21 protein-coding genes are annotated in these 18752 nt (G+C 38.5%); 12 read left to right on the top strand and 9 right to left on the bottom strand.

Annotated elements, in window-relative coordinates; genetic code table 11:
- The first annotated feature begins 39 nt into the window (after positions 1-39).
- Positions 40-1659, top strand: a complete 1620-nt coding sequence (locus MLC44_RS05925) for a YcaO-like family protein (RefSeq protein ID WP_346388697.1) — start codon at positions 40-42, stop codon at positions 1657-1659.
- Positions 1644-2840 (top strand): class I SAM-dependent rRNA methyltransferase, encoded by a 1197-nt coding sequence (locus MLC44_RS05920; RefSeq protein WP_346388696.1) that lies wholly within the window; start codon positions 1644-1646, stop codon positions 2838-2840. Before MLC44_RS05925 ends, MLC44_RS05920 begins: the two co-directional genes overlap by 16 nt.
- Here the strand turns inward: MLC44_RS05920 and MLC44_RS05915 are convergent.
- A complete protein-coding gene (locus tag MLC44_RS05915; RefSeq protein ID WP_346388695.1) occupies positions 2837-3277 on the bottom strand; it encodes a rhodanese-like domain-containing protein in 441 nt (146 codons plus the stop codon). The two genes, MLC44_RS05920 and MLC44_RS05915, sit on opposite strands and share 4 nt — an antisense overlap.
- A gap of 123 nt (positions 3278-3400) precedes the next feature.
- Between MLC44_RS05915 and coaBC the strand changes: the two genes are divergently transcribed.
- Genes coaBC through MLC44_RS05885 form a run of 6 tightly spaced genes read left to right on the top strand, consistent with a single transcriptional unit; the run spans position 3401 to position 7782 of the window.
- Positions 3401-4675, top strand: coding sequence for a bifunctional phosphopantothenoylcysteine decarboxylase/phosphopantothenate--cysteine ligase CoaBC (gene coaBC, locus MLC44_RS05910; RefSeq protein ID WP_434658802.1), 1275 nt, complete (start codon positions 3401-3403; stop codon positions 4673-4675).
- 3 nt (positions 4676-4678) lie between these two features.
- Complete coding sequence (locus MLC44_RS05905; protein ID WP_151900436.1) at positions 4679-5356, top strand: di-trans,poly-cis-decaprenylcistransferase; 678 nt, start codon at positions 4679-4681, stop codon at positions 5354-5356.
- A complete protein-coding gene (locus MLC44_RS05900; RefSeq protein ID WP_151901523.1) occupies positions 5356-6171 on the top strand; it encodes a prepilin peptidase in 816 nt (271 codons plus the stop codon). The genes MLC44_RS05905 and MLC44_RS05900 overlap by 1 nt, the downstream gene beginning before the upstream one ends.
- On the top strand, positions 6171-7190 hold the full coding sequence (locus tag MLC44_RS05895; RefSeq protein ID WP_151900437.1) for an LptF/LptG family permease: 1020 nt from the start codon (positions 6171-6173) through the stop codon (positions 7188-7190). The genes MLC44_RS05900 and MLC44_RS05895 overlap by 1 nt, the downstream gene beginning before the upstream one ends.
- A 17-nt stretch (positions 7191-7207) precedes the next feature.
- The gene (locus MLC44_RS05890; protein ID WP_434658801.1) at positions 7208-7384 is read left to right on the top strand and encodes a hypothetical protein; all 177 of its coding nucleotides are present in this window, start codon (positions 7208-7210) and stop codon (positions 7382-7384) included.
- On the top strand, positions 7366-7782 hold the full coding sequence (locus MLC44_RS05885) for a hypothetical protein (RefSeq protein ID WP_434658800.1): 417 nt from the start codon (positions 7366-7368) through the stop codon (positions 7780-7782). Before MLC44_RS05890 ends, MLC44_RS05885 begins: the two co-directional genes overlap by 19 nt.
- 118 nt (positions 7783-7900) lie before the next feature.
- On the opposite strand, the gene MLC44_RS05880 is transcribed toward MLC44_RS05885, so the two are convergent.
- The 4 genes from MLC44_RS05880 to MLC44_RS05865 are packed head-to-tail and all read right to left on the bottom strand — an operon-like array spanning position 7901 to position 13384.
- Positions 7901-10039 (bottom strand): efflux RND transporter permease subunit, encoded by a 2139-nt coding sequence (locus tag MLC44_RS05880; RefSeq protein ID WP_434658868.1) that lies wholly within the window; start codon positions 10037-10039, stop codon positions 7901-7903.
- A complete protein-coding gene (locus MLC44_RS05875) occupies positions 10039-10992 on the bottom strand; it encodes an efflux RND transporter permease subunit (protein ID WP_434658799.1) in 954 nt (317 codons plus the stop codon). The genes MLC44_RS05880 and MLC44_RS05875 overlap by 1 nt, the downstream gene beginning before the upstream one ends.
- Positions 10982-12055 (bottom strand): efflux RND transporter periplasmic adaptor subunit, encoded by a 1074-nt coding sequence (locus MLC44_RS05870; RefSeq protein WP_434658798.1) that lies wholly within the window; start codon positions 12053-12055, stop codon positions 10982-10984. The genes MLC44_RS05875 and MLC44_RS05870 overlap by 11 nt, the downstream gene beginning before the upstream one ends.
- Positions 12056-13384, bottom strand: a complete 1329-nt coding sequence (locus tag MLC44_RS05865) for a TolC family protein (RefSeq protein ID WP_434658797.1) — start codon at positions 13382-13384, stop codon at positions 12056-12058. It abuts the gene before it with no gap.
- A gap of 133 nt (positions 13385-13517) precedes the next feature.
- Between MLC44_RS05865 and rd the strand changes: the two genes are divergently transcribed.
- The 3 genes from rd to MLC44_RS05850 all read left to right on the top strand — a co-directional run bounded on the left by rd (position 13518) and on the right by MLC44_RS05850 (position 15111).
- Positions 13518-13685, top strand: a complete 168-nt coding sequence (rd, locus tag MLC44_RS05860) for a rubredoxin (protein WP_434658796.1) — start codon at positions 13518-13520, stop codon at positions 13683-13685.
- A gap of 150 nt (positions 13686-13835) precedes the next feature.
- Positions 13836-14309 carry an iron-sulfur cluster assembly scaffold protein gene (locus MLC44_RS05855; RefSeq protein WP_434658795.1) on the top strand — a complete coding sequence of 158 codons (474 nt, stop codon included), beginning with the start codon at positions 13836-13838 and terminating at the stop codon, positions 14307-14309.
- The gene (locus tag MLC44_RS05850) at positions 14302-15111 is read left to right on the top strand and encodes an iron-binding protein (protein WP_434658794.1); all 810 of its coding nucleotides are present in this window, start codon (positions 14302-14304) and stop codon (positions 15109-15111) included. Before MLC44_RS05855 ends, MLC44_RS05850 begins: the two co-directional genes overlap by 8 nt.
- A 199-nt stretch (positions 15112-15310) precedes the next feature.
- Here the strand turns inward: MLC44_RS05850 and MLC44_RS05845 are convergent, their stop codons facing one another.
- Complete coding sequence (locus MLC44_RS05845; protein ID WP_434658793.1) at positions 15311-16072, bottom strand: ElyC/SanA/YdcF family protein; 762 nt, start codon at positions 16070-16072, stop codon at positions 15311-15313.
- Positions 16056-16751, bottom strand: a complete 696-nt coding sequence (locus tag MLC44_RS05840; RefSeq protein ID WP_434581578.1) for an alpha/beta hydrolase — start codon at positions 16749-16751, stop codon at positions 16056-16058. The genes MLC44_RS05845 and MLC44_RS05840 overlap by 17 nt, the downstream gene beginning before the upstream one ends.
- A gap of 120 nt (positions 16752-16871) precedes the next feature.
- Here MLC44_RS05840 and MLC44_RS05835 point away from each other — a divergent pair, with 120 nt between their 5' ends.
- Positions 16872-17606, top strand: a complete 735-nt coding sequence (locus tag MLC44_RS05835; RefSeq protein ID WP_434581577.1) for a hypothetical protein — start codon at positions 16872-16874, stop codon at positions 17604-17606.
- A 9-nt stretch (positions 17607-17615) separates the two neighbouring features.
- On the opposite strand, the gene MLC44_RS05830 is transcribed toward MLC44_RS05835, so the two are convergent.
- Positions 17616-18374 (bottom strand): NAD(P)/FAD-dependent oxidoreductase, encoded by a 759-nt coding sequence (locus tag MLC44_RS05830; protein ID WP_434658792.1) that lies wholly within the window; start codon positions 18372-18374, stop codon positions 17616-17618.
- On the bottom strand, positions 18301-18735 hold the full coding sequence (locus tag MLC44_RS05825) for an FAD-dependent oxidoreductase (protein WP_434658791.1): 435 nt from the start codon (positions 18733-18735) through the stop codon (positions 18301-18303). The genes MLC44_RS05830 and MLC44_RS05825 overlap by 74 nt, the downstream gene beginning before the upstream one ends.
- Between the last annotated feature and the right edge of the window lie 17 nt (positions 18736-18752).

Genomic DNA, 18752 nt, shown 5'->3' with positions numbered 1-18752 from the left:
GGATATAATTGCAATAAATAATGCAGGAACAAATACTTAATGAATTTTTTATCAAAAGAAGCTCCGCTTCAAAGCTCTATATCTTCGATGAAGGCTGTTTTGTCTGATGTCGGATGCGAAACGGTTTTTCAAGAACACAAAAATCCCCTCACTCACTGTTATTCGGTGAATCTCAGCTCAAAAGAAGCACCCGGACATATATATTCCAACGGTAAAGGTGTACTCAGCGATGCTTCTGTGGCAAGTGCTTTGGGTGAATATATTGAGCGTCTGCAGACAAACAACTTTTTTATAGATTTTCATTTGCCAAAGAGAAAATATTATCCTGATGAAGTTGTTTTTTCTTTTGATGAAGCGTATCTCAGCGATGAACTTATGGCAGTGTATAACCCTGAGAACAATCTCTCAGCTGAAGATTTGGTGGATTTCAACAGTGACTATGAAGACAAAATTGTCGCACTTCCTTTTGTCAAACAGTCCACACAGGAGCGTGTTGCCATTCCGCTTAATATTTTAAGCAATCTCTACGTGAGCAACGGTTTGGCGACGGGAAACACCCCTTTGGAAGCAAAGGTGCAGGCTCTGAGTGAGATTTTTGAGCGCTATGCAAAAATCGCTATCATTAAAAACGGCTATGCTTTGCCGAAATTTCCTGATGACGTTGTTGCAAGTTTTCCAAAAGTCTATGAAGATGTACAGGCATTGCAAAAACTCGGCTATAAGGTCGAAGTGTTGGATGCTTCTTTGGGCGGACAGTTTCCCGTCACTGCCATTTCATTGATAGATCCTAAGAATGCTACACTTTTTGTCTCTTTTGGAGCACATCCTATTCTTGAAGTCTCACTTGAACGCACAATGACCGAGCTTATGCAGGGACGTTCTCTTGAAAATCTTGACAGTTTTGAAGTGCCTACTTTTGACATGAGCCTTGTCTCAGACAGTTTTAACCTTGAATCACACTTTATAGACTCCAACGGCAAACTCGGATTTCCTTTTTTGAGTGCCAAAAAGAGTTTTGGGTATTCTCCTTTTTCGTATAAAGGAAACTCCACGCAAGATGAATATAACTATCTTACAAAGATTCTTCAAGATATGGAGAAAGAATTTTACATCAGAGAATATGATTACCTCGATTTTTACTCCTGTCAAATCATTGTTCCCGGTATTTCAGAAGTTTATCCCATAGAGGATTTGATATATAACAACAAAAACAACGGCAAACTTATCCGTGATATGGTACTCAATTTTACAAAATATGACCCGCAGGAAATTATGCTTGAGATTGAATCATTGGAAGACTCACTCAATATGGAAAAATACATCGGTGTCATCTTTGTGAAAAATTTTACAATGGCTGAATTTAAAGCACAGATTTTATTGCGCCTGGGTGAGTATGACGAGGCACTGGAGTTATTGGAATACGGGACAAACAAACTCGGTCATCTCGTAGTAGAACTTGCTCGAATGCAGGAGATGCAACTTGATTATGAAGAGTACAAAGAAGCTTTATATGAGGTGTTTTCCAAAGAAAAAGTAGTAAAATCTTTGGGTATTCTCAATAATACAGACTTTTTAATAGAAACAACGCTGCATAAAGACTATACCAATATGCTGAACCTATATGACAAACTTGAGAGAAAAAAATGCACAATGAAATAGACCTGATACTCAAACCTGAATTTACACAGCAGATACAAAACGGTTATCCTCTGCTTATGAAAGAGTATTTTGAAGATTGGCATAAACTCGAAGAAGAAGGCAGTCTGCTTCACTTGTATGACAAAAAAAAGAGATTCATTGCAAAAGGCTACTACGGATTACAGAACAAAGGGCATGGCTGGGTTCTTTCACAAAAAGAAGATGAAACCATAGACAGCGAATTTTTCAAAAGAAAAATCAAAGAGGCACTCTCCTACAGAAAAGATTTCTTTGCCGACACGCAAACAACTGCCTTTCGGGTTTTTAACGGTGAGGGCGATGGCATCGGCGGCTTGAGTATTGATTATTTTGAAGGCTATTATCTCTTTACATGGTACAGCATCGGTATTTATACATTCAAAGAGAGTATACTCGAAGCTTTTAAACAGAGTATCGACTTTAAAGGAATCTATCAGAAAAAACGCTTTAATACAAAAGGCATGTATCTCGATGACAAAAGTGACTTTGTATCTGGACAAAAAGCACCGCAGCCTTTACATGTAAAGGAAAACGGGGCAAATTTTGCCGTTTATTTGGATGATGGGGCAATGGTGGGAGTTTTTTTGGACCAAAGAGAGGTCAGAAAAGCCATTCGTGACAAATATGCAAAAGGAAAAACCGTTTTAAATACTTTTTCCTACACGGGCGCTTTTTCAGTATTTGCAGCCCTTGGCGGTGCAAAAAGCACGACAAGCGTTGACCTGGCAAAACGAAGTTTACCAAAAACGCAAGAACAGTTTTCCATCAACAACATTGATTTGAAAAATCAAAATATCATTGTTGAAGATGTCTTTTTATACTTTAAATATGCCGTGAGAAAAAAACTGCTTTTTGATATGGTTGTCGTTGATCCACCGAGTTTTGCACGTTCAAAAAAACATACATTCAGCGCTAACAGAGACTATGTAAAGCTGCTCAAAGAGGTCATACAAATAACAAATAAAGGCGGTATTATCGTAGCTTCCACCAATGCTGCCAATTTCAGTATGATGACTTTTGGCAGATTCATAGATAAAGCTTTCAAAGATGTAAAAATAAAATACAAAGTGCTAAAACGCTACTCTCTTCCAAAAGATTTTCGCGTGGCAGAAAAATTTCAAGAGGGTAATTACCTCAAAGTCGTTTTTATAAAAAAACTTTAGTTTGTCTCAAGAATAAAATATCCGAGATAGTTTTTTATCGGTTTATGCGCATTTACCCAACTTGAAATACCGCCTTCGAGATTGACAACATTGCTAAAACCCAAATCTTTGAGGGTTTTTGCAGCCATCAGACCTCTAGCCCCTTTGAGACAATAACAGACTATTTGATGATCACTTAAATCAACAAGTTTGTCATCAACGGCGAATTCCAATTTCCCCCGAGGAATGGTAAAAACAGTTTTAGCAGGGATGACACCGCTTGCAAACTCGTCAGATTCCCGCACATCAATCAAAACCATATTTTCCAAGTCAATCTCTTCAACCTGAATTTGCTTTATCTCTTTCTTTGCCGCAGTCAGCAGTTCTTTTAAATGCCCCTTGATAAGGTCAATATCACACCTTTCGTAATACTTTTTCATCTGTTCGTTATGGTTCATGAAAGCTCCTTTACATGTATTGCATACTAAAGTATACAACCAAACAGCTTAATCATTAAGTTCCTTTAGTATTTCTAAGTATTTTTAGATAAAATACTAGAAAATATAATGAAGAGATTTTGAATGAATATTCCAACAAATTTAATCAAAGATAAAAAAATTCTCCTTGGTGTAACCGGTTCTATTGCTGTGTACAAAACACTCGAACTCGTCAGAGAATTCATTAAAGCCGGAGCAGAGGTAAAGATTGTTATGAGTGAGAGTGCAAAAAAATTTATAACTCCGCTCACTTTTGAAACACTCACTTCAAATCAGGTCCTTGATGACACAAACGAGTCCTGGGCAAATGAGCATAACCACATTAAAATCACCCAATGGGCAGACATCATGGTCATTGCTCCTGCAACGGCAAACACCATCGCCAAACTTGCCAATGCCATTGCAGACAATATGCTGCTGCAATGCGCGCTTGCTTTTAACGGTATGAAAATTTTGGCACCCTCGGCAAATACAAATATGCTCCAAAATCCAATCACTCAGGCAAATTTGAAGATGCTCGGCATTGCAAACTATACTATTTTAGAGACGCAGACAAAAGAGTTGGCCTGCAAGACTGTCGGTGACGGCGCTATGGCCGATCCTTTGGATATTTTTTATCAAACCTGCCGTGAACTTTTAAAAGAGGAGTTTTGGGAACACAGACGGGTGATAGTAACCGGCGGAGGCACGATTGAAAAGATTGATGAAGTACGCTACATCTCAAACTTTTCAAGCGGAAAAATGGCATCGGCTTTGGCAACTGCACTCTATTTAAAAGGGGCAGATGTTAATCTCATCGCCACAAAATTTGACCGTGACCTGCCTGTCAATATGCATAAAATAGACGTAGAAGACACACAGGAGATGCTTGAGTATCTTGTCGATTCCATACGCATTGCAAAAAAAGGCAAGCTTTCAAAAGCGACACTCATACGTGACGAGCATATTCATCTTATCCAAAAAAAGCCCTATCTCTTTATGGCAGCGGCAGTGAGTGACTATGTTCCTGAATTTCCTCAAAATACCAAACTTAAAAAAGAGGATTTGGGTGAAAAGTGGGAACTGAGTCTGAAAAAAAATATTGACATTTTAAGTACAATTGAAAAAGAAGGCATTACAGTCATAGGTTTTAAAGCAGAAATGGAGAAAGAAAAAGCCGAAACAAATGCAAAAAAAATGTTACAGGAGAAAAAACTTGACGCGGTCTGTCTCAATGTTTTACAAAATGCCTCAAGCTTTGGCAGTGACGAAAATGAAATAGACTTTATTACACCACAAAAAAATGTGCACATACCAAAAGCGGACAAATTGCATGTATCTTTTGAAATAATCAAAAATGCAAAAGAGCTGCAAGAATAGATGATGAACAAGGCCAGACATATAGCCATCATAATGGACGGAAATGGACGATGGGCAGAGCAACAGGGCAAAAAAAGAGTCAAAGGGCATGAAGCAGGTGCAAAAGTCGTCAAAGCAATCACAACCTATTGTTCAAATGATGAAGATATAGAACGCTTAACACTTTATGCCTTTTCAACCGAAAACTGGAAAAGACCACGTCTCGAAGTTGAGTTTTTAATGAAACTTTTGGAAAAATATCTCAAAGACGAGTTACCTTCTTACTTGCAAAACAATGTCAGGTTTGAAGCTATCGGCGACATTCGTGCTTTTTCAAAATCACTGCAAAAAACCATACAGACGGTAGAAGAAAAAACGGCGCATTGTGACGGGTTGGTGCAGAGTCTCGCCCTGAACTACGGTGCGCAGGATGAGATTCTTCGTGCTATAAATTCTTTAAAAAAACAGGATGAGAACATCACACTGGAGATGCTTAACAATGCACTTGACTGCAAAGTAGCCGTAGATATACTCATTCGTACCGGAGGAGACAAGCGGCTTTCAAACTTTCTGCTTTGGCAGTCGGCATATGCAGAGCTTTTTTTTACAGATACGCTCTGGCCGGACTTTACATGTAAAGAATTAGAAAAAATTCTACAAAAATTTACAAAAATTGAAAGACGATTTGGTGGTTTAAAATGATGGAACTTGGCATAGCTTTTATACTCGGTATACTTTTTGGTTCTTTTTTAAATGTTGTCATTCTTCGCATACCAAAGGGAGAAAGCGTTGTTTTTGATGCGTCACACTGCCCTGCATGCAATGAAAAGCTCAAACCCTGGCATAACATTCCGCTTTTTTCATGGATTTTTCTAGCAGGAAAATGTGCCTACTGCAAATCACATATTTCTGTGCAGTACCCGCTTATAGAACTTCTCTCAGGTTTTATTTTTGTCATTCTTGCCAATAAATTCGGACTGAATCTGCCGGCATTTTTCATAGCTTTGAGTTTTTTGATGCTTTTAGCGCTTTCGGTTATAGATTTCAGATACAAAATGGTACCCGATTCACTCAACCTCTTGGCTATTTTCTTTGCCATACTCGGCGCATGGAGTATTCAAGGTTTTGTTCTTAACCTGGAAAACGCCCTCCTTTTTGCCGGTGGTTTTACACTCCTGCGTTTTACTCTTTCTTATTACTTAACATCATCTGTATTTAGAGCCGGACTAAAAACGAAAACATCCTGGAACAGGCACTATGACAGGACACCTTTTATAGAAGCTATGGGAGAAGGCGACATTATGGTAGCGGCTGCAATGGGCGCACTTTTAGGAGTCAAACTTGGTCTTGTTGCCATTTTTCTCTCAGCCCTCTTGGCTTTGCCGGTTATGCTCTTGCTTCTTAACAAATCAAAAGAGGAACAACGCGTCCCCTTTGTGCCTTTTTTGGCACTTGCAACTTTCATAGTCTATGTGTATGATTCTCAAATACTCAGATACATCGAGGCAAACTACTAATGCTGAGATTAAAAAAATATATACTGAGTAACTTTTCTGCTCTTTTTATGTCCATATTTTTGCCGTTGTTTGTCATAGCATCGGTAATATTTTTAATTAAACTCTCTACCTATACGGCAGTTATTCAACTGACTATTTTGGAAATGGGCAAACTGTATCTTTTCATACTGCCTGAAATTCTTTTTTATACGCTGCCTATTACATTTTTTGTCGCAGCAACACTTTCTTTGTTTAAACTTTCAAATGACAATGAAATAATCGTTATTTTTTCACTTGGAATTGCACCGGGTTTTATCATCAGAACCTTTTTCAAACCTGCTTTCATATTAAGTCTGCTGCTGGCATTTAACTTCCTGGTTGTTGCACCCCATACGACTACTTTGTCAAAAAACTTCCTCTCCTATAAAAAGAGTGAAGCAAAATTCAATCTTGCAGCTAGTGAATTTGGAAACAGTTTTGGGGACTGGCTTTTATACATTGGAGCAAAAAACGAAGACGGTACCTTTTCCAAGGTATTTTTGTTTAACAAAAAACAGGAAGAAGAGATACTCATTGCTGCAAAAAAAGCCAAAGTTATTAACGATTCGGGAATTTTACGTCTTCAGTTAATGGATGGAGAGGGTTACAGTTATTCAAAAGAAAAATTTTCTCAGATAAATTTCCAAGAGATGCTTATCAACGATACGCTCAAAGCAGACTTGACCACCTATGAACAACCCTTGCAGTACTGGCTCTCAAAAGAGAATGCCGGGAGAAAAAAACATATCTTCATTAAAGATACCTTGCTGAGTCTCTTTCCGATGATAACACTTTTTTTAATCGCAAGCATCGGTATAGTTCAGGTAAGACATCAGAAGTCTAAAGTCTATTTATATCTCTTTGTAAGCATAGTTTTATTTTATGGAATGACAATAGGTTTGGAAAAAATGTTTCAATACTATACGATTCCTGTTGTTGCACTTTCATGGCTGATAATAACATATGCCATCTATAGAAAAACTATCGTCAATAAGTTTTAATTCACATGAGAGCAGCATTGCATTTAGCCTATAACGGCACTCATTTTTTTGGTTCTCAAACACAAAAAGAGACATCTGATACAGTCCTTGGTGAGCTTGAAAATGTTTTGAAAAAACTGGGAATTGAGCAGAAAGTCGTGCAAGCGGGCGAACTGACAAAGGCGTCCATGCTACTATGCAGGTCTGTCATATAGATTTACCGCCCTACTGGGATGATATGGAAAAACTCAAAAAAGTTCTCAATAAAATGCTCTGTGATGCTTTACATGTAAAAAGAATCATACATGTAAAGGATGATTTTCATGCACGATACAGTGCAAAAAAAAGAAGCTACCGTTACATCATTAAAACAAAACAGAAAAATCCTTTTGAAAGTGATTTTGTTACTTTTTTAGAGGATGTAAACCTGCAACAGATACAGCAAAACATCGCTCTTTTTGTCGGAGAGCATGATTTCAGACAGTTTATGAAAACAGGCAGTGACGTAAAATCTACTACAAGAATTATATACAGAGCTTTTGCCTATCAGCACAAAGACTACATTGTTTTATACTTTGAGGCCAACGGATTTTTGCGCAGCCAATCAGACTGATGGTCGGTGCACTTTTGACACTCACTAAAGATGCAATACAAGCACAGCTCAACTGCACCCAAAAGTACAAAATCAAACCGGCACCTCCAAACGGGCTTTATCTTGCAAAAATCAAATACTAGACTTCCTTCGGTTTCACGCTCCAGATAAATACAAGCGGTATAAACAGCAGAGTCAAAAAGGTACCTACAATCAAACCGCCAATTGCTACCGTTCCAAGCGGTGCCAAACGCTCCAACCCAATGGCAGATCCAAGCGCGACAGGCAGCATACCGGCAGAAGTTGCAAACGCTGTCATAAGAACAGGCCGCGTTCGTATCTTGATACTCTCAACCATTGCTTCAAAAGTACTGTATCCTTCTTTCATATTTTCGAGTGCAAAATGGATTAGAAGGATCGCATTGTTGACGATAATACCACTCAAGAGAATGAATCCCATCATTGCCGGCATAGAGGTATGGTAGTGCATAAGAAGCATCATCCACGAAGCCCCTATAATGGTAAGCGGTATCGAAAAGACTATCATCATTGAAATTTTTACAGAGTTGAACATGGCGATGAGGGTAAAAAGTATCAATATAACTGCAAAACCAATGGCCCCTACCATTCTTCCTGCAGAGTTTTTAAACTGTTTTATATCTCCCGTCTGCTCCATTGTTACACCATCGGGCAATACTTTACCTGCAAAGGCTTTGTCAAAATTTGCCATTATATGAGAAATCGCCGCCTTTTCCCGAAAACCGTACACATTCAGAGTATATTGCAATCCTTCTCTTGTAATCAGAGACGGCTCCTGCACCATTGTGATCTTTACCATATCACGCAAAGGTATTTTTCCTCTTTTTGTCGTAACAAGATAGTCTTTAATTTCTTCAATACTTTCTCTCTTTTTCTTGTCTACCCATACTCTTATGCCAAAATCCGCACTGTTTTGCAGATAAAATGAGGCTGCTTTTGCCCCGCGTACAAAGAGTTGGAGTTGTTTGGCTATCTCTTCGTTGCTTAAACCGTAATAGGCAGCTTTTTTCTCGTCTATACTGAATTCATAAACTCTTTTGCTCGCAAGCCAGGTTCTTGAAACACTGACGACCCCGCCTGTATGTTGCATTGCATCCGCAACAATGTCACCGGCCTTTTGCAGTTTTGTCACATCATCGCTGTAGAGTGTTACATCAATATTTGCACGAAGACTCGCAATCGCTGTTGCACCATAATCTACAACATCCACACTGTTTACATTTTTTATTTTATTCAGTGCTTCACGCAGTTTGCGTTCTATCTGCCAGATACTCTCTTTTCTTTTGTATCTGTCTACATAGGTTGCCGATATGCTGATGTGGTCTATAGAACTGCCGCTTCCTATACTCATAACACCCGCTTCGCTTCCAATGGCACTTGAGAGATACAAAAGTTCTCCCTGTTTTGTTATGATTTTGTTTGCCTCTTCTACTACTTTTTTACTCGCTTCTATAGGCAGATTCGGATCCACTGTGATGCTGATTCTTACTCCTCCTGTATCCATAGGCGGCATCAGTTCCTGTCCGACAGTTGGCATAACACCTTTGACACTTGTAAAAAAGAGCAGAAAAAGTACCGCCACATACAACAATGCAATGCTTTTTTTCTTTGCACCCAAAGAGACGGCACGCACAAAAAAATCGGCGATTGCACTGCTGAATCCTCCTGTGATTTTTTCAAAAAAAGCTTCGCTCTTTAAAACAAAAGGAGATTTGATGGTAAGAATTTTCAGTGACAACAGAGGCACAGCCGTTATAGATATAACATACGAAGCTGCCAGTGCCAAAAGCAGTGTTGCTACAAGCGGTTGGAAAATTGTCTGCGGATATCCTCCTACAAAAAGCATAGGAGAGAGGGCTATCATCGTTGTGATCGTTCCGCTCAAATCTGCAAACATAATCTCTTTGGTTCCGTTATAGACAGCTTTGTGTATCTCATCATGGAGTTCTCTGTAATGCCTTTCAATGTTTTCCATCACGACTACAGCATCATCCAAAAGAAGTCCCAGTGCCAATATAATGGCGGTAAGCGTGACAACATTAAACTCTATATCCATAATCCACATAAGGGCTATAGTGGTAGCATAAACAAGTGGAATGGTAACCAAAACAACCAAAACTTGACGAAAAGATGCCAAAAAGAAAAAAACAACAAGCGTCGACATAATGATGGCATCGCGCAAAGATTCAAACATATTGTTTGTACTTTGCACTATAGTGTCTTTTTGCGTATCGGTAATTACAAAAGAGAGATTTTATATTTGTTTTGCAGTTTTTGTATCTCTTTTTCTACTCGTGCGATTGTTCTTATTACATCAGCATTACCGGTTCTCTGTACAGCAATGGCGATAGCATTTTTTGAATTTCCATAGTATTCGGCACTGTTGTCATAATGTCCAAAATAGACTTTTGCAATATCTTGCAGTTGTATCTCTTTGGTAATACTGACTTTTTTCAGCTTGGCTACAGTATCACGTTTTCCCTGGGCCCGCAAAAGATATCTTTTGTCTTTTCCTGTAATAAATCCAATAGCAAAGTCATTATCATTTGCCCGTAATTTGGCAACAACCAGGGCTATATCAAGATTGTAGCGCTCAAGTTTTTCTTTATCGACGATAACCTCTATCTCTTTTTCATAGCCGCCAAATACATCCACATTGGCAACACCCTGTACTTTAATAAGCTTATGCTTTATCTGTGTTTGCACAATTTGCCTGATATCTTCCAAAGAGACATTTCCCTCTTTTGCACTGACTGCATATGTCACTATCGGGGCAGTTGCTTCTGTTATTTTTATAATCTGGGGATTTAAAATGGATGCAGGCAGTTTGGCCCTGATTTTATCAAGCGCATTGGAGACATCACTTGTAGCACTGTCAATATTTTTTGTATACTCAAACTCGGCAGAAATCACACTCACTTCATCAATGGTTGTTGAGTAGACTCTTCTTATTTTGTCCAGTGTATACAGCTCCTCTTCCACAGGAATGGAAACATTCGCCGCCAAACCTTTCGCTGATTCTCCCGGTTCTACAATTACCACAGCTACAGTTGGATAATTGGAATCCGGAAAAAGTTTTCTGTCTATTTTGTTGTACCCGACAAGGCCCAAAAATAAAAACAGTGCCAAAAATGAAATAATAAAATAGGGTCTTGAAAGTAAAAAATCCACTATGGAAAAACTATTTTTCATGCGTCTGCGCCTTGTCGATTATTATCTTTCCATAGGCTGGAAGCATAGAAAGTTTTGCTTCAGAACCCAGAGCCACGCTATACTTTGGACATGGAGATACGACAGCCGCTCTGTTGTCTTCCAAAAGCAGGTCAACGGCAAGTTTTGAAAATTTGCCTTCTTTGTATTGCATTACATATACACCCTCTTGTGTATGCAAAAGTGCATTTAAAGGAACACTGCATCCCTTTGCATTTGCAATTTCAACGTTGATATGAACAAAAGATTTGTTTGCAAAATCTATGCGTTTTTGCAGTGTGACTTCGGCAACGAGCAGAGCATTTTTTGCATCATCATAAACCTTGCTGACTCTTCCTATCAAGCTTTTTTGCAGGTAAACCTTTTGTCCTTTGGCTATTGGTATCTGATTTTGGGAAAAAGAAAAAGTCAGCTTTTGCTTCTGTGTATTGAGCGTGACAACAGGTTTTCCTGCCGGAGCGATGGACCCTTCATCCAGGAGTTTAGAGCCGATAACACCGTCAAAAGGGGCTACAAGATTCAGGTAATTCAACTGTACCTTTGTTTGTGTTATTTTTGCCTCCGTCGATTTGACAGCTGAACGTTTTGTCTGATACTTTGCATTCGAAGCATCAAGTATCTCTTTGGAAACAGCTTCGATTGCATAAAGCTTTTTATTTCTTTGCAAAATATCCTGAGCATTTTTTAAATCAAGCATAAATGCTTTTTTCTGTGCTTTGAGTGATGCAAGATTTGCTAAAATATCCTTATCATCAAGCGTCACCAAAAGTTCCCCTTTTTTTACTTTGTCATTTTCATGCACATATATTTTTTTGATATTTGCTGTAAATTTTGAAGCAATATCTGCCTGCTTCAAAGAAAACACCTCTGCCAAAAATTCTCTCGTACGAGAAATATTTTTCTCCTTTGCTACAGTTGTCTCTACACTTTTACTATACTCTTTTGCTGCAGGCAAAGCAGCCACATGTTCTTTTTGTTTTTTCAAAAAAATTCCTGCGCCTGCTACTAAAATCACACCAAAAATAATTAATACAGTTTTTTTCATCTACTTCACTTCCTTTTCTAAAAGATATTCTTTATAGTATTTCGCCTTTTGATACCCGTATTTTGCTTCTGTCATTTGGGCATAGACCAGCTCTTTTTTTGCCTGTGTATCCAACAAATCCACAAGGGAAAGTGCATTGTTTTCATACTTGATCTGTTGGGCTTTTTCTATCTCCTGCAAAAGTTCATACTGGCTTTGCAAAGCTGTATAGTCTGCCTGTGCGATTTCTATTTTGGAATTTGCAATTTTTAAATTTTTTTCCAACTCCAACCGTGTTATGCTTTTGTCTATTTTTGACTGCATCAGAGCAATCTTTTCTTTGGCCACATCTGCACTTTTTGCTCCGAAATCATAAAGATTCCACTGCAGGTGCAAACCTATCTGCCATACATTTTCACTGTTAAAGTCATTTTTGTTTAAATATGTCACACCTGTCTGAGCAAAAGTATTTGTCGTTGCATTGGGCCCCATACTGTAGCCGTAATATGCACTGAAATCCACCTTTGGATAGTACAGTGCCTCTGCGGTACGGACTCTTTTTTGTGCTATATTGCTTTTTAGTGCAGCAATTTTTAATCGGCTTAAGCTTTTAAGGTCCGGTTCGCCTTCTTGCAAGCCCTCAAAAGTGACACTGACCTCTTCTGCTTTGTCAAATTTGTCCGAGGCAATCATTTGCGAAAGAGAAGCTTTTAAAATTGCTATATTGGAGGTTATCTTATTTTTATTTGCCACTGCTTCTACATAGGTATTTTTTGCCTCCAGCATGTCAAGTTTTGATTTTCCTCCAAGCTTATATGCTTTTTGTATATACATGTAAAGACTCTTTTTTGCCTCTATATACTTTTTTTGTGCTTTGAGCTGCTCCTGCAGTGATAAAAGAGAGAGATAAATATTTTCTACATTGTAAATGAGCTCTGCTTTTGCAAGTTTTATTTTAAAAAGAGTGTTTTTATATGCCAAATCCGATATTTTATAGCTGTTTTGTTTGGCAAATCCGTCAAAAAGCGTCACATTGTAAGAGATACCCGTAGAGACCAAATCATTTGTTGTCGGCATCTCATAGGCACCTGTTGGAGAAGAAACGATTTGCATTGGTGTTAACGGCACCAGTGTTCGTGCATTATTATAATGGTCATAATTGAGGGTAGCATCAAATCGACCAAGGTTCTGTGCCTGCTTTATACGCCTGCTTTTTTGTGAAACCTCTTTATCCAAAAAGATTTTTTTCAAAGAGTTATTGTGCTGTAATGCCTCATCTATTGTCTCCTGCAGACTCATCGCTTGCAGCGAAAGAGGCAAAAGAAAACCTAAAACCAGTTTTTGTATCATGTTCATCCAGACCTTGTAAAAAATATAGCTAATTCTAACACTTTCGTATTAACTCATTGTTAAGAGGACATAATTCTGTATTGACTCTTTTTATGATATGATATAACTGATTTTTATATATGAAGGATATTTCATGCAAAAATACAGATGTAGCGTATGTGATTATATTTATGATCCTGAAGCGGGTGATGAAGAGAATGGCATACCTGCAGGCACACCCTTCGAAAATTTGCCTGAGGATTGGGTATGTCCGGACTGCGGCGAACCCAAAGATGTTTTTGAACCTTTGGAAGATGAATAATCTCCTTGTTACAAATATCTATGCAGCACATAACAGGAATGATGCATCCAATGTCATAAAATTGCCAAAAAGAAATTGAATTTCAAGAGTAAATTTATGCTTTTCTTGCTACACTTATAAAAAATATAAATATTTCAAAAGAGAAAACAAATGTTTGAAAATGTAAAAATGCCAGAAGGCTTGAACCCTGAAGTCCTGGAACACCTGATGAATCCGAAAAATTACGGAAAACTGGATGATGCCGACGGAGTGGGTGTGGCTCTGGATGAAAAAACAAAAGAGTATGTCATCTTTTATACAAAACTTGATGACAACATCATAAAAGATGTAAAATTTGCAACGAACGGATGTCAGGATACCGTAGTTATCGGATCGATGTTTACGCAGATGATAAAAGAGAATGATTTGGACTACGCAAATACTGCTGTCGAAAAAATACATGAAAAACTGGGAAAACTCTCAGCACAGCAACTTATCTGTGCAGAGATTGTTTTTAGTGCCTTTTTGGCATCACTTCAAAATTTTGAAAACAGGAAAAACGGCGCAGATGAAGAACTGCATCTGTTTAAGATGAAAGAGAGCTGTGAGACGGCACCTGCGCAGAAGGATAAAGAAAATGAATAAAAGATACCAAAAAAAACATGAACTCTGGCTTGCTGTACTTTTTGCCTCATTTGCCATAAATGATGAAACAATCAAGTCCCGTTTGTATGATTTTTCACAAATTGCCTTTCGGCATATGAAATGGCTTGGCGAAGAGGCTTTGGGAACAGGAGAGGGTTATAATTACGACAGAGATATGCTCTTGTATAAGCGTAATACAGTTTTTGAAGTCATTACAGCGCTCAAAGAACAAATAGAAGAGACTCAGCCATTTTATCCACAAAACATTTTAGGTGAACGCATCAAAACGGATGACGCCTATCTCTTAGAGTATCTTTCTCAAATTTTAAAAGATGAGAAAAACAATCAAGAGGTTACCGCATTTAATATGCAGCGTAAATGGGGAGACAAAAACCTTTCTCAGGAGCAAATTGACGCACTGACACTCTTTTTGTTTGAAGAGTCGTACAAAGAGTATGAGCTTATCTTAGTCTATGCCTACATGCAGGCACGAACCAGAAACGTACTGCATTTTAATGTTTTTCAAGATTTGGTTGACGAGTCACACTTTCATCTCAAATCATTTGGCAACATGATGGCAAAATTAGGCATTTTAGCACTTCCGAGAGAATTGCACACTATGACCTATGTCGTCAAAGATTTGGAAGAGTTTGTCAAAGACGGCATTGCCGAAGAAGAGGCTGCAAAAATTATGTGCAAAGAGTTAAGTGATGCTATCAAAGATGAAGAGCTTGCCAGGTTTTTTGATTTTATCAATTATCAGGAGAGTTATCATATTGAGTTGATGAAAAAACTTTTATAAGTTCTTTTATCTTGAAAGACGCAAAGCCCGCACTGAAGTACGGGTTCCGAATTTGAGTGTCGACTGTTTTCTTTTGCTTTCATGCCACTCTTGCCCGTACTGAAGCACGGATTCCGAAGAACTGCACACTCTCTTGGAATCGGTACTTCAGTGCCGGCTGTTGCTATTTTTTCCACTCTTGAGGCACTAAAATACCAATTCAGAAAAAACTCCTTTTTGCCCAGAGTATCCCCAGGTATTCATGAACTGCTATACTTGAAATATAAAAATAAACAGGTTTGGGAACCTGCAGATACCCTCTGAACTCACTTTTGTAATAATTTGTCGGTGCAGCTATGGGATGCATACCGAGTGAGCGAAAAAGCAGCATAGCCCGTGGCATATGTGTGGCAGAGGTTACCAGTACAAAAGGCTTATCTGTGACAAGTGTTTTGGTGAAAATTGCTTCTTCTTTTGTATCGGCCGGTTTACCGTTTATAATCATATCTTTATATGCCACACCCAAAGCATGTGCCAGTTTTGCATTCATCGCTGCATTTGTTGTATTTGTATCTCCCTCGTATCCTGTAAAAATCAATTTTGATTCCGGCATCTTTTTATGTATGAGTATTCCTTCTAAAACTCTTTTTGTGCCGGTACTGCTGATTTGGGAAGAGAGTGGCTGAGACGGATCCGTATTATGTCCGTTGCCGAGTACATGTATATATTTAACCTGCTGTTTATAATCAAATTTTGGGTACTGGTTTTCCAGATTCTGTACCAAAAAGTTTGCAAAAGGCGGATAGGAAAAAGTAACAGTAAAAACAGGCCCGAAAAAAACAGTATTTTTGCAAAACGAATCTTCTTTACATGTAACATGTAAAGCCCGACTGCCAACAGTGTAACAATCAAGCCAAGCGGTTCTACAAAAAATGTTAGAAATTTTTTCAGATACAAACCTGCACTCATGTGATAACTTCATTGATTTTATTTGTAACACGCGGATCCCAAAACAGTTCTGTATGCGAAAGTCCTTTGAACTCTTCATAATGCACTAAATTTTTTATATGCTTTTTTAGATTTCTGGAATTTTGCAAAGGAATAAGTTCATCATCCCGACTCACAAACAAATAAGTATCAGCTTTTACATTTTCAATATAATGCATCGTTTTGAACTTATACCGTAAAAGCTTTGCCATATAAGAAATTTTAGAATATTTTTGGCGCAAAAGCTGTCCTATGGAGTCAAAGGCCCCTATCAAAAAGAGCGCTGATACTTTATGTTTTGAAGCAACATACGCAGCAACACTTGAACCCAAAGAGTAGCCCAAAAGATAAAAATCACCATAGTTTTTCTGCACCAACTCTGCAATTTTCAGACTGTCTTGCAAAATATTTTTCTCATTTGCCACACCTTCACTTTTACCGTAACCACGATAGTTAAAGACTACTATTCGTGACTTTGGATAAACCTGGGATAGCCTGTTGAGAAGGGCCACACCGTCATGACTCCGACCTACAAACATAAGCAGGGTACTTTTCGGATTTTTCGGCTCATACACAGCACCCTCAAGTTCTATACCGTCATCCATTTTCGCACTTAAAAGGGAGCAGTCTTGGCACAAACGCCTCTCTTTTATATATGTAGGACGAAAAATCATAAAATATTGCCATTGATAAAAAGCAAACAGTAATATTAAAAAAGTGAAAATTAAAAAAGCTATATAAATCATGAAAAGAATTATAGTATAATTCGCCTAATAAGTGCCAGAGGATAATAAATGCAAGTATTTGGAAAATTTTCAACAAACTTTGATATGGACTATTTAGTCGAACAGTATATGTATATCAATGAGAACGAAGAGGAAAAAATCACCGTTGATGATTTAGAAAACATGCTTAAGAAAAAACGCAAAACTGTCGCAGGAACTGTTTTTTTGTATAATCCTGAAGTCAGTCCAGTCGGTTATAAAATGAGCCGTTTTTTGCAAGAAGAAGGATTTGACAAGTATGATGAATTTGTCCCTCTAAATGAAAGTCCAAAAGACTATGTTTTAAACGCAGGCTTTAAAGAACACTACAAAGGCAAACTTGTCCAGATCAGATATCTGTTTAATTATAACAGGGAAAACATCGAACCGACGCCGATTTTGGAAGAGTTTGATGCTGACCTGGACAAAATCACCTCTTCTCAGCTTACACGATATGACAAGCAGCTGAACTATATTGATATACCGAACATCAGACTCAGCGGAAAATTTGTCTTTTTCGGTATAGGAAACAAATACGACAGACACCACAAAGCCATCATCGCCTATGCCAGAGCACTCTCTTTACATGTAAACAAACTCGATAAAAACGTGGTCTTTATGTATGACAACAATTATGACCCGGACGAGTGTATAGAGAGGGCCTACTATCTTTCACCTTTTGCCGGCGGAAAAGCAAGAGAGGTCCGTGCCAATGCAGTCAAAGCAATTTTCAAAACGCTCCCGCCGCAACGCGTAAAAATCTAATCTCTCTGATTATCTCTTTTTAGCCCAACGCGCAAAAAACCTTGCCGGGCTGATTCTCTCACTGATATTTTTTCCGTGCAGTATATGTTCTGTCAGTATTTTTGCCAGATACGGTGCCAAGACAAAACCGTAACCTCCACTTCCGTTTATCATAAAAAGGTTTGGATAATAGACATACTCTGAATAATCAGGCTTTTTCGTATGCAAAGAGCCTTTACATGTAAGCAGTGTTTCGCTTGAAAGTACCAAAGAACCGATCATCGGCAGATAATCAAAAGAACCCGAACGCAGTCCCGTATAATCTTTTATGACTTTCACATTTTCCAACTGCATAGTTTGTGAAGCTTTTTGCAACAGCTCTGCTCTGCCCTGCTCAGTGTCATACGCTTCTTTATTTTTTTCGGGATGATAATGCACATTATGTGTGGCACCTATGGCTATTTTTCCATTCTTTGAAGGGGAGATAGAGACATGCTGATGCACAGAACAGCAGTTTTGCGTTGTTGTTGTGACATCTATGCGATGTCCCCAAACACCACGGAGTTTGATGTATGGCTCTTTAATGAGCATATCATATGCTCCTGTTGCCAACACAACATTTTTGGCGCTGTAACTTTCATTGATGACCCAATACTCATCATCAAACACCAGTGTCTCTGCTTTTTCTTGAACAAATGTCGCTCCGCAGGACATATCACTGCATACTTTTTGGGCATCGACGACACCGGCATCTATAGAAACACTCTCTCTTTTTTTTTGCCTCTGCACTCAATTGCGAGTATAAATCAAGCGGAATGTTTTGCAGTGGCAGCGGTGCACTTTGTTTATATACATCCAAGCCTGCATCATCCGCTTCCTCTTTTGCAATGTGAACAAGCTGTGCTTTTGTGAAGGTTAAAGGGAAATTTTTATCGTAAAAATCATAAGAGTAGACAAAGGCTTCTTGAAGCAGCTCTTTAAGCTCGCCGGCTTTGGAAAATTTTGGAGATATAAAAGCACCTGCAGCACCGCTTCCTCCACTTGCTATGCCTTCTTTGTCCAAAAGAAGCACACGCTTACCCTCTTTTATAAGTTCATACGCCACAGAACAGCCGTTTATGCCGGCTCCGATAATGGCTACATCATACATGTAAATCCACCAAACAT

Origin of the sequence: Sulfurimonas sp. NW9 (assembly GCF_051132275.1) — a bacterium.
Taxonomy (GTDB): Bacteria; Campylobacterota; Campylobacteria; order Campylobacterales; family Sulfurimonadaceae; genus Sulfurimonas; species Sulfurimonas hydrogeniphila.
This window is presented reverse-complemented; position numbering and strand designations above follow the sequence as displayed.

Excerpts from the sequence above, each read along its gene's own strand:
- MLC44_RS05925 (WP_346388697.1), top strand. The coding sequence starts at position 40 with ATGAATTTTTTATCAAAAGAAGCTCCGCTTCAAAGCTCTATATCTTCG.
- MLC44_RS05920 (WP_346388696.1), top strand. The coding sequence starts at position 1,644 with ATGCACAATGAAATAGACCTGATACTCAAACCTGAATTTACACAGCAG.
- MLC44_RS05915 (WP_346388695.1), bottom strand. The coding sequence starts at position 3,277 with ATGAACCATAACGAACAGATGAAAAAGTATTACGAAAGGTGTGATATT.
- coaBC (WP_434658802.1), top strand. The coding sequence starts at position 3,401 with ATGAATATTCCAACAAATTTAATCAAAGATAAAAAAATTCTCCTTGGT.
- MLC44_RS05905 (WP_151900436.1), top strand. The coding sequence starts at position 4,679 with ATGAACAAGGCCAGACATATAGCCATCATAATGGACGGAAATGGACGA.
- MLC44_RS05900 (WP_151901523.1), top strand. The coding sequence starts at position 5,356 with ATGGAACTTGGCATAGCTTTTATACTCGGTATACTTTTTGGTTCTTTT.
- MLC44_RS05895 (WP_151900437.1), top strand. The coding sequence starts at position 6,171 with ATGCTGAGATTAAAAAAATATATACTGAGTAACTTTTCTGCTCTTTTT.
- MLC44_RS05885 (WP_434658800.1), top strand. The coding sequence starts at position 7,366 with ATGCAGGTCTGTCATATAGATTTACCGCCCTACTGGGATGATATGGAA.
- MLC44_RS05875 (WP_434658799.1), bottom strand. The coding sequence starts at position 10,992 with ATGAAAAATAGTTTTTCCATAGTGGATTTTTTACTTTCAAGACCCTAT.
- MLC44_RS05870 (WP_434658798.1), bottom strand. The coding sequence starts at position 12,055 with ATGAAAAAAACTGTATTAATTATTTTTGGTGTGATTTTAGTAGCAGGC.
- MLC44_RS05865 (WP_434658797.1), bottom strand. The coding sequence starts at position 13,384 with ATGATACAAAAACTGGTTTTAGGTTTTCTTTTGCCTCTTTCGCTGCAA.
- rd (WP_434658796.1), top strand. The coding sequence starts at position 13,518 with ATGCAAAAATACAGATGTAGCGTATGTGATTATATTTATGATCCTGAA.
- MLC44_RS05855 (WP_434658795.1), top strand. The coding sequence starts at position 13,836 with ATGTTTGAAAATGTAAAAATGCCAGAAGGCTTGAACCCTGAAGTCCTG.
- MLC44_RS05850 (WP_434658794.1), top strand. The coding sequence starts at position 14,302 with ATGAATAAAAGATACCAAAAAAAACATGAACTCTGGCTTGCTGTACTT.
- MLC44_RS05845 (WP_434658793.1), bottom strand. The coding sequence starts at position 16,072 with ATGAAGTTATCACATGAGTGCAGGTTTGTATCTGAAAAAATTTCTAAC.
- MLC44_RS05840 (WP_434581578.1), bottom strand. The coding sequence starts at position 16,751 with ATGATTTTTCGTCCTACATATATAAAAGAGAGGCGTTTGTGCCAAGAC.
- MLC44_RS05835 (WP_434581577.1), top strand. The coding sequence starts at position 16,872 with ATGCAAGTATTTGGAAAATTTTCAACAAACTTTGATATGGACTATTTA.
- MLC44_RS05825 (WP_434658791.1), bottom strand. The coding sequence starts at position 18,735 with ATGTATGATGTAGCCATTATCGGAGCCGGCATAAACGGCTGTTCTGTG.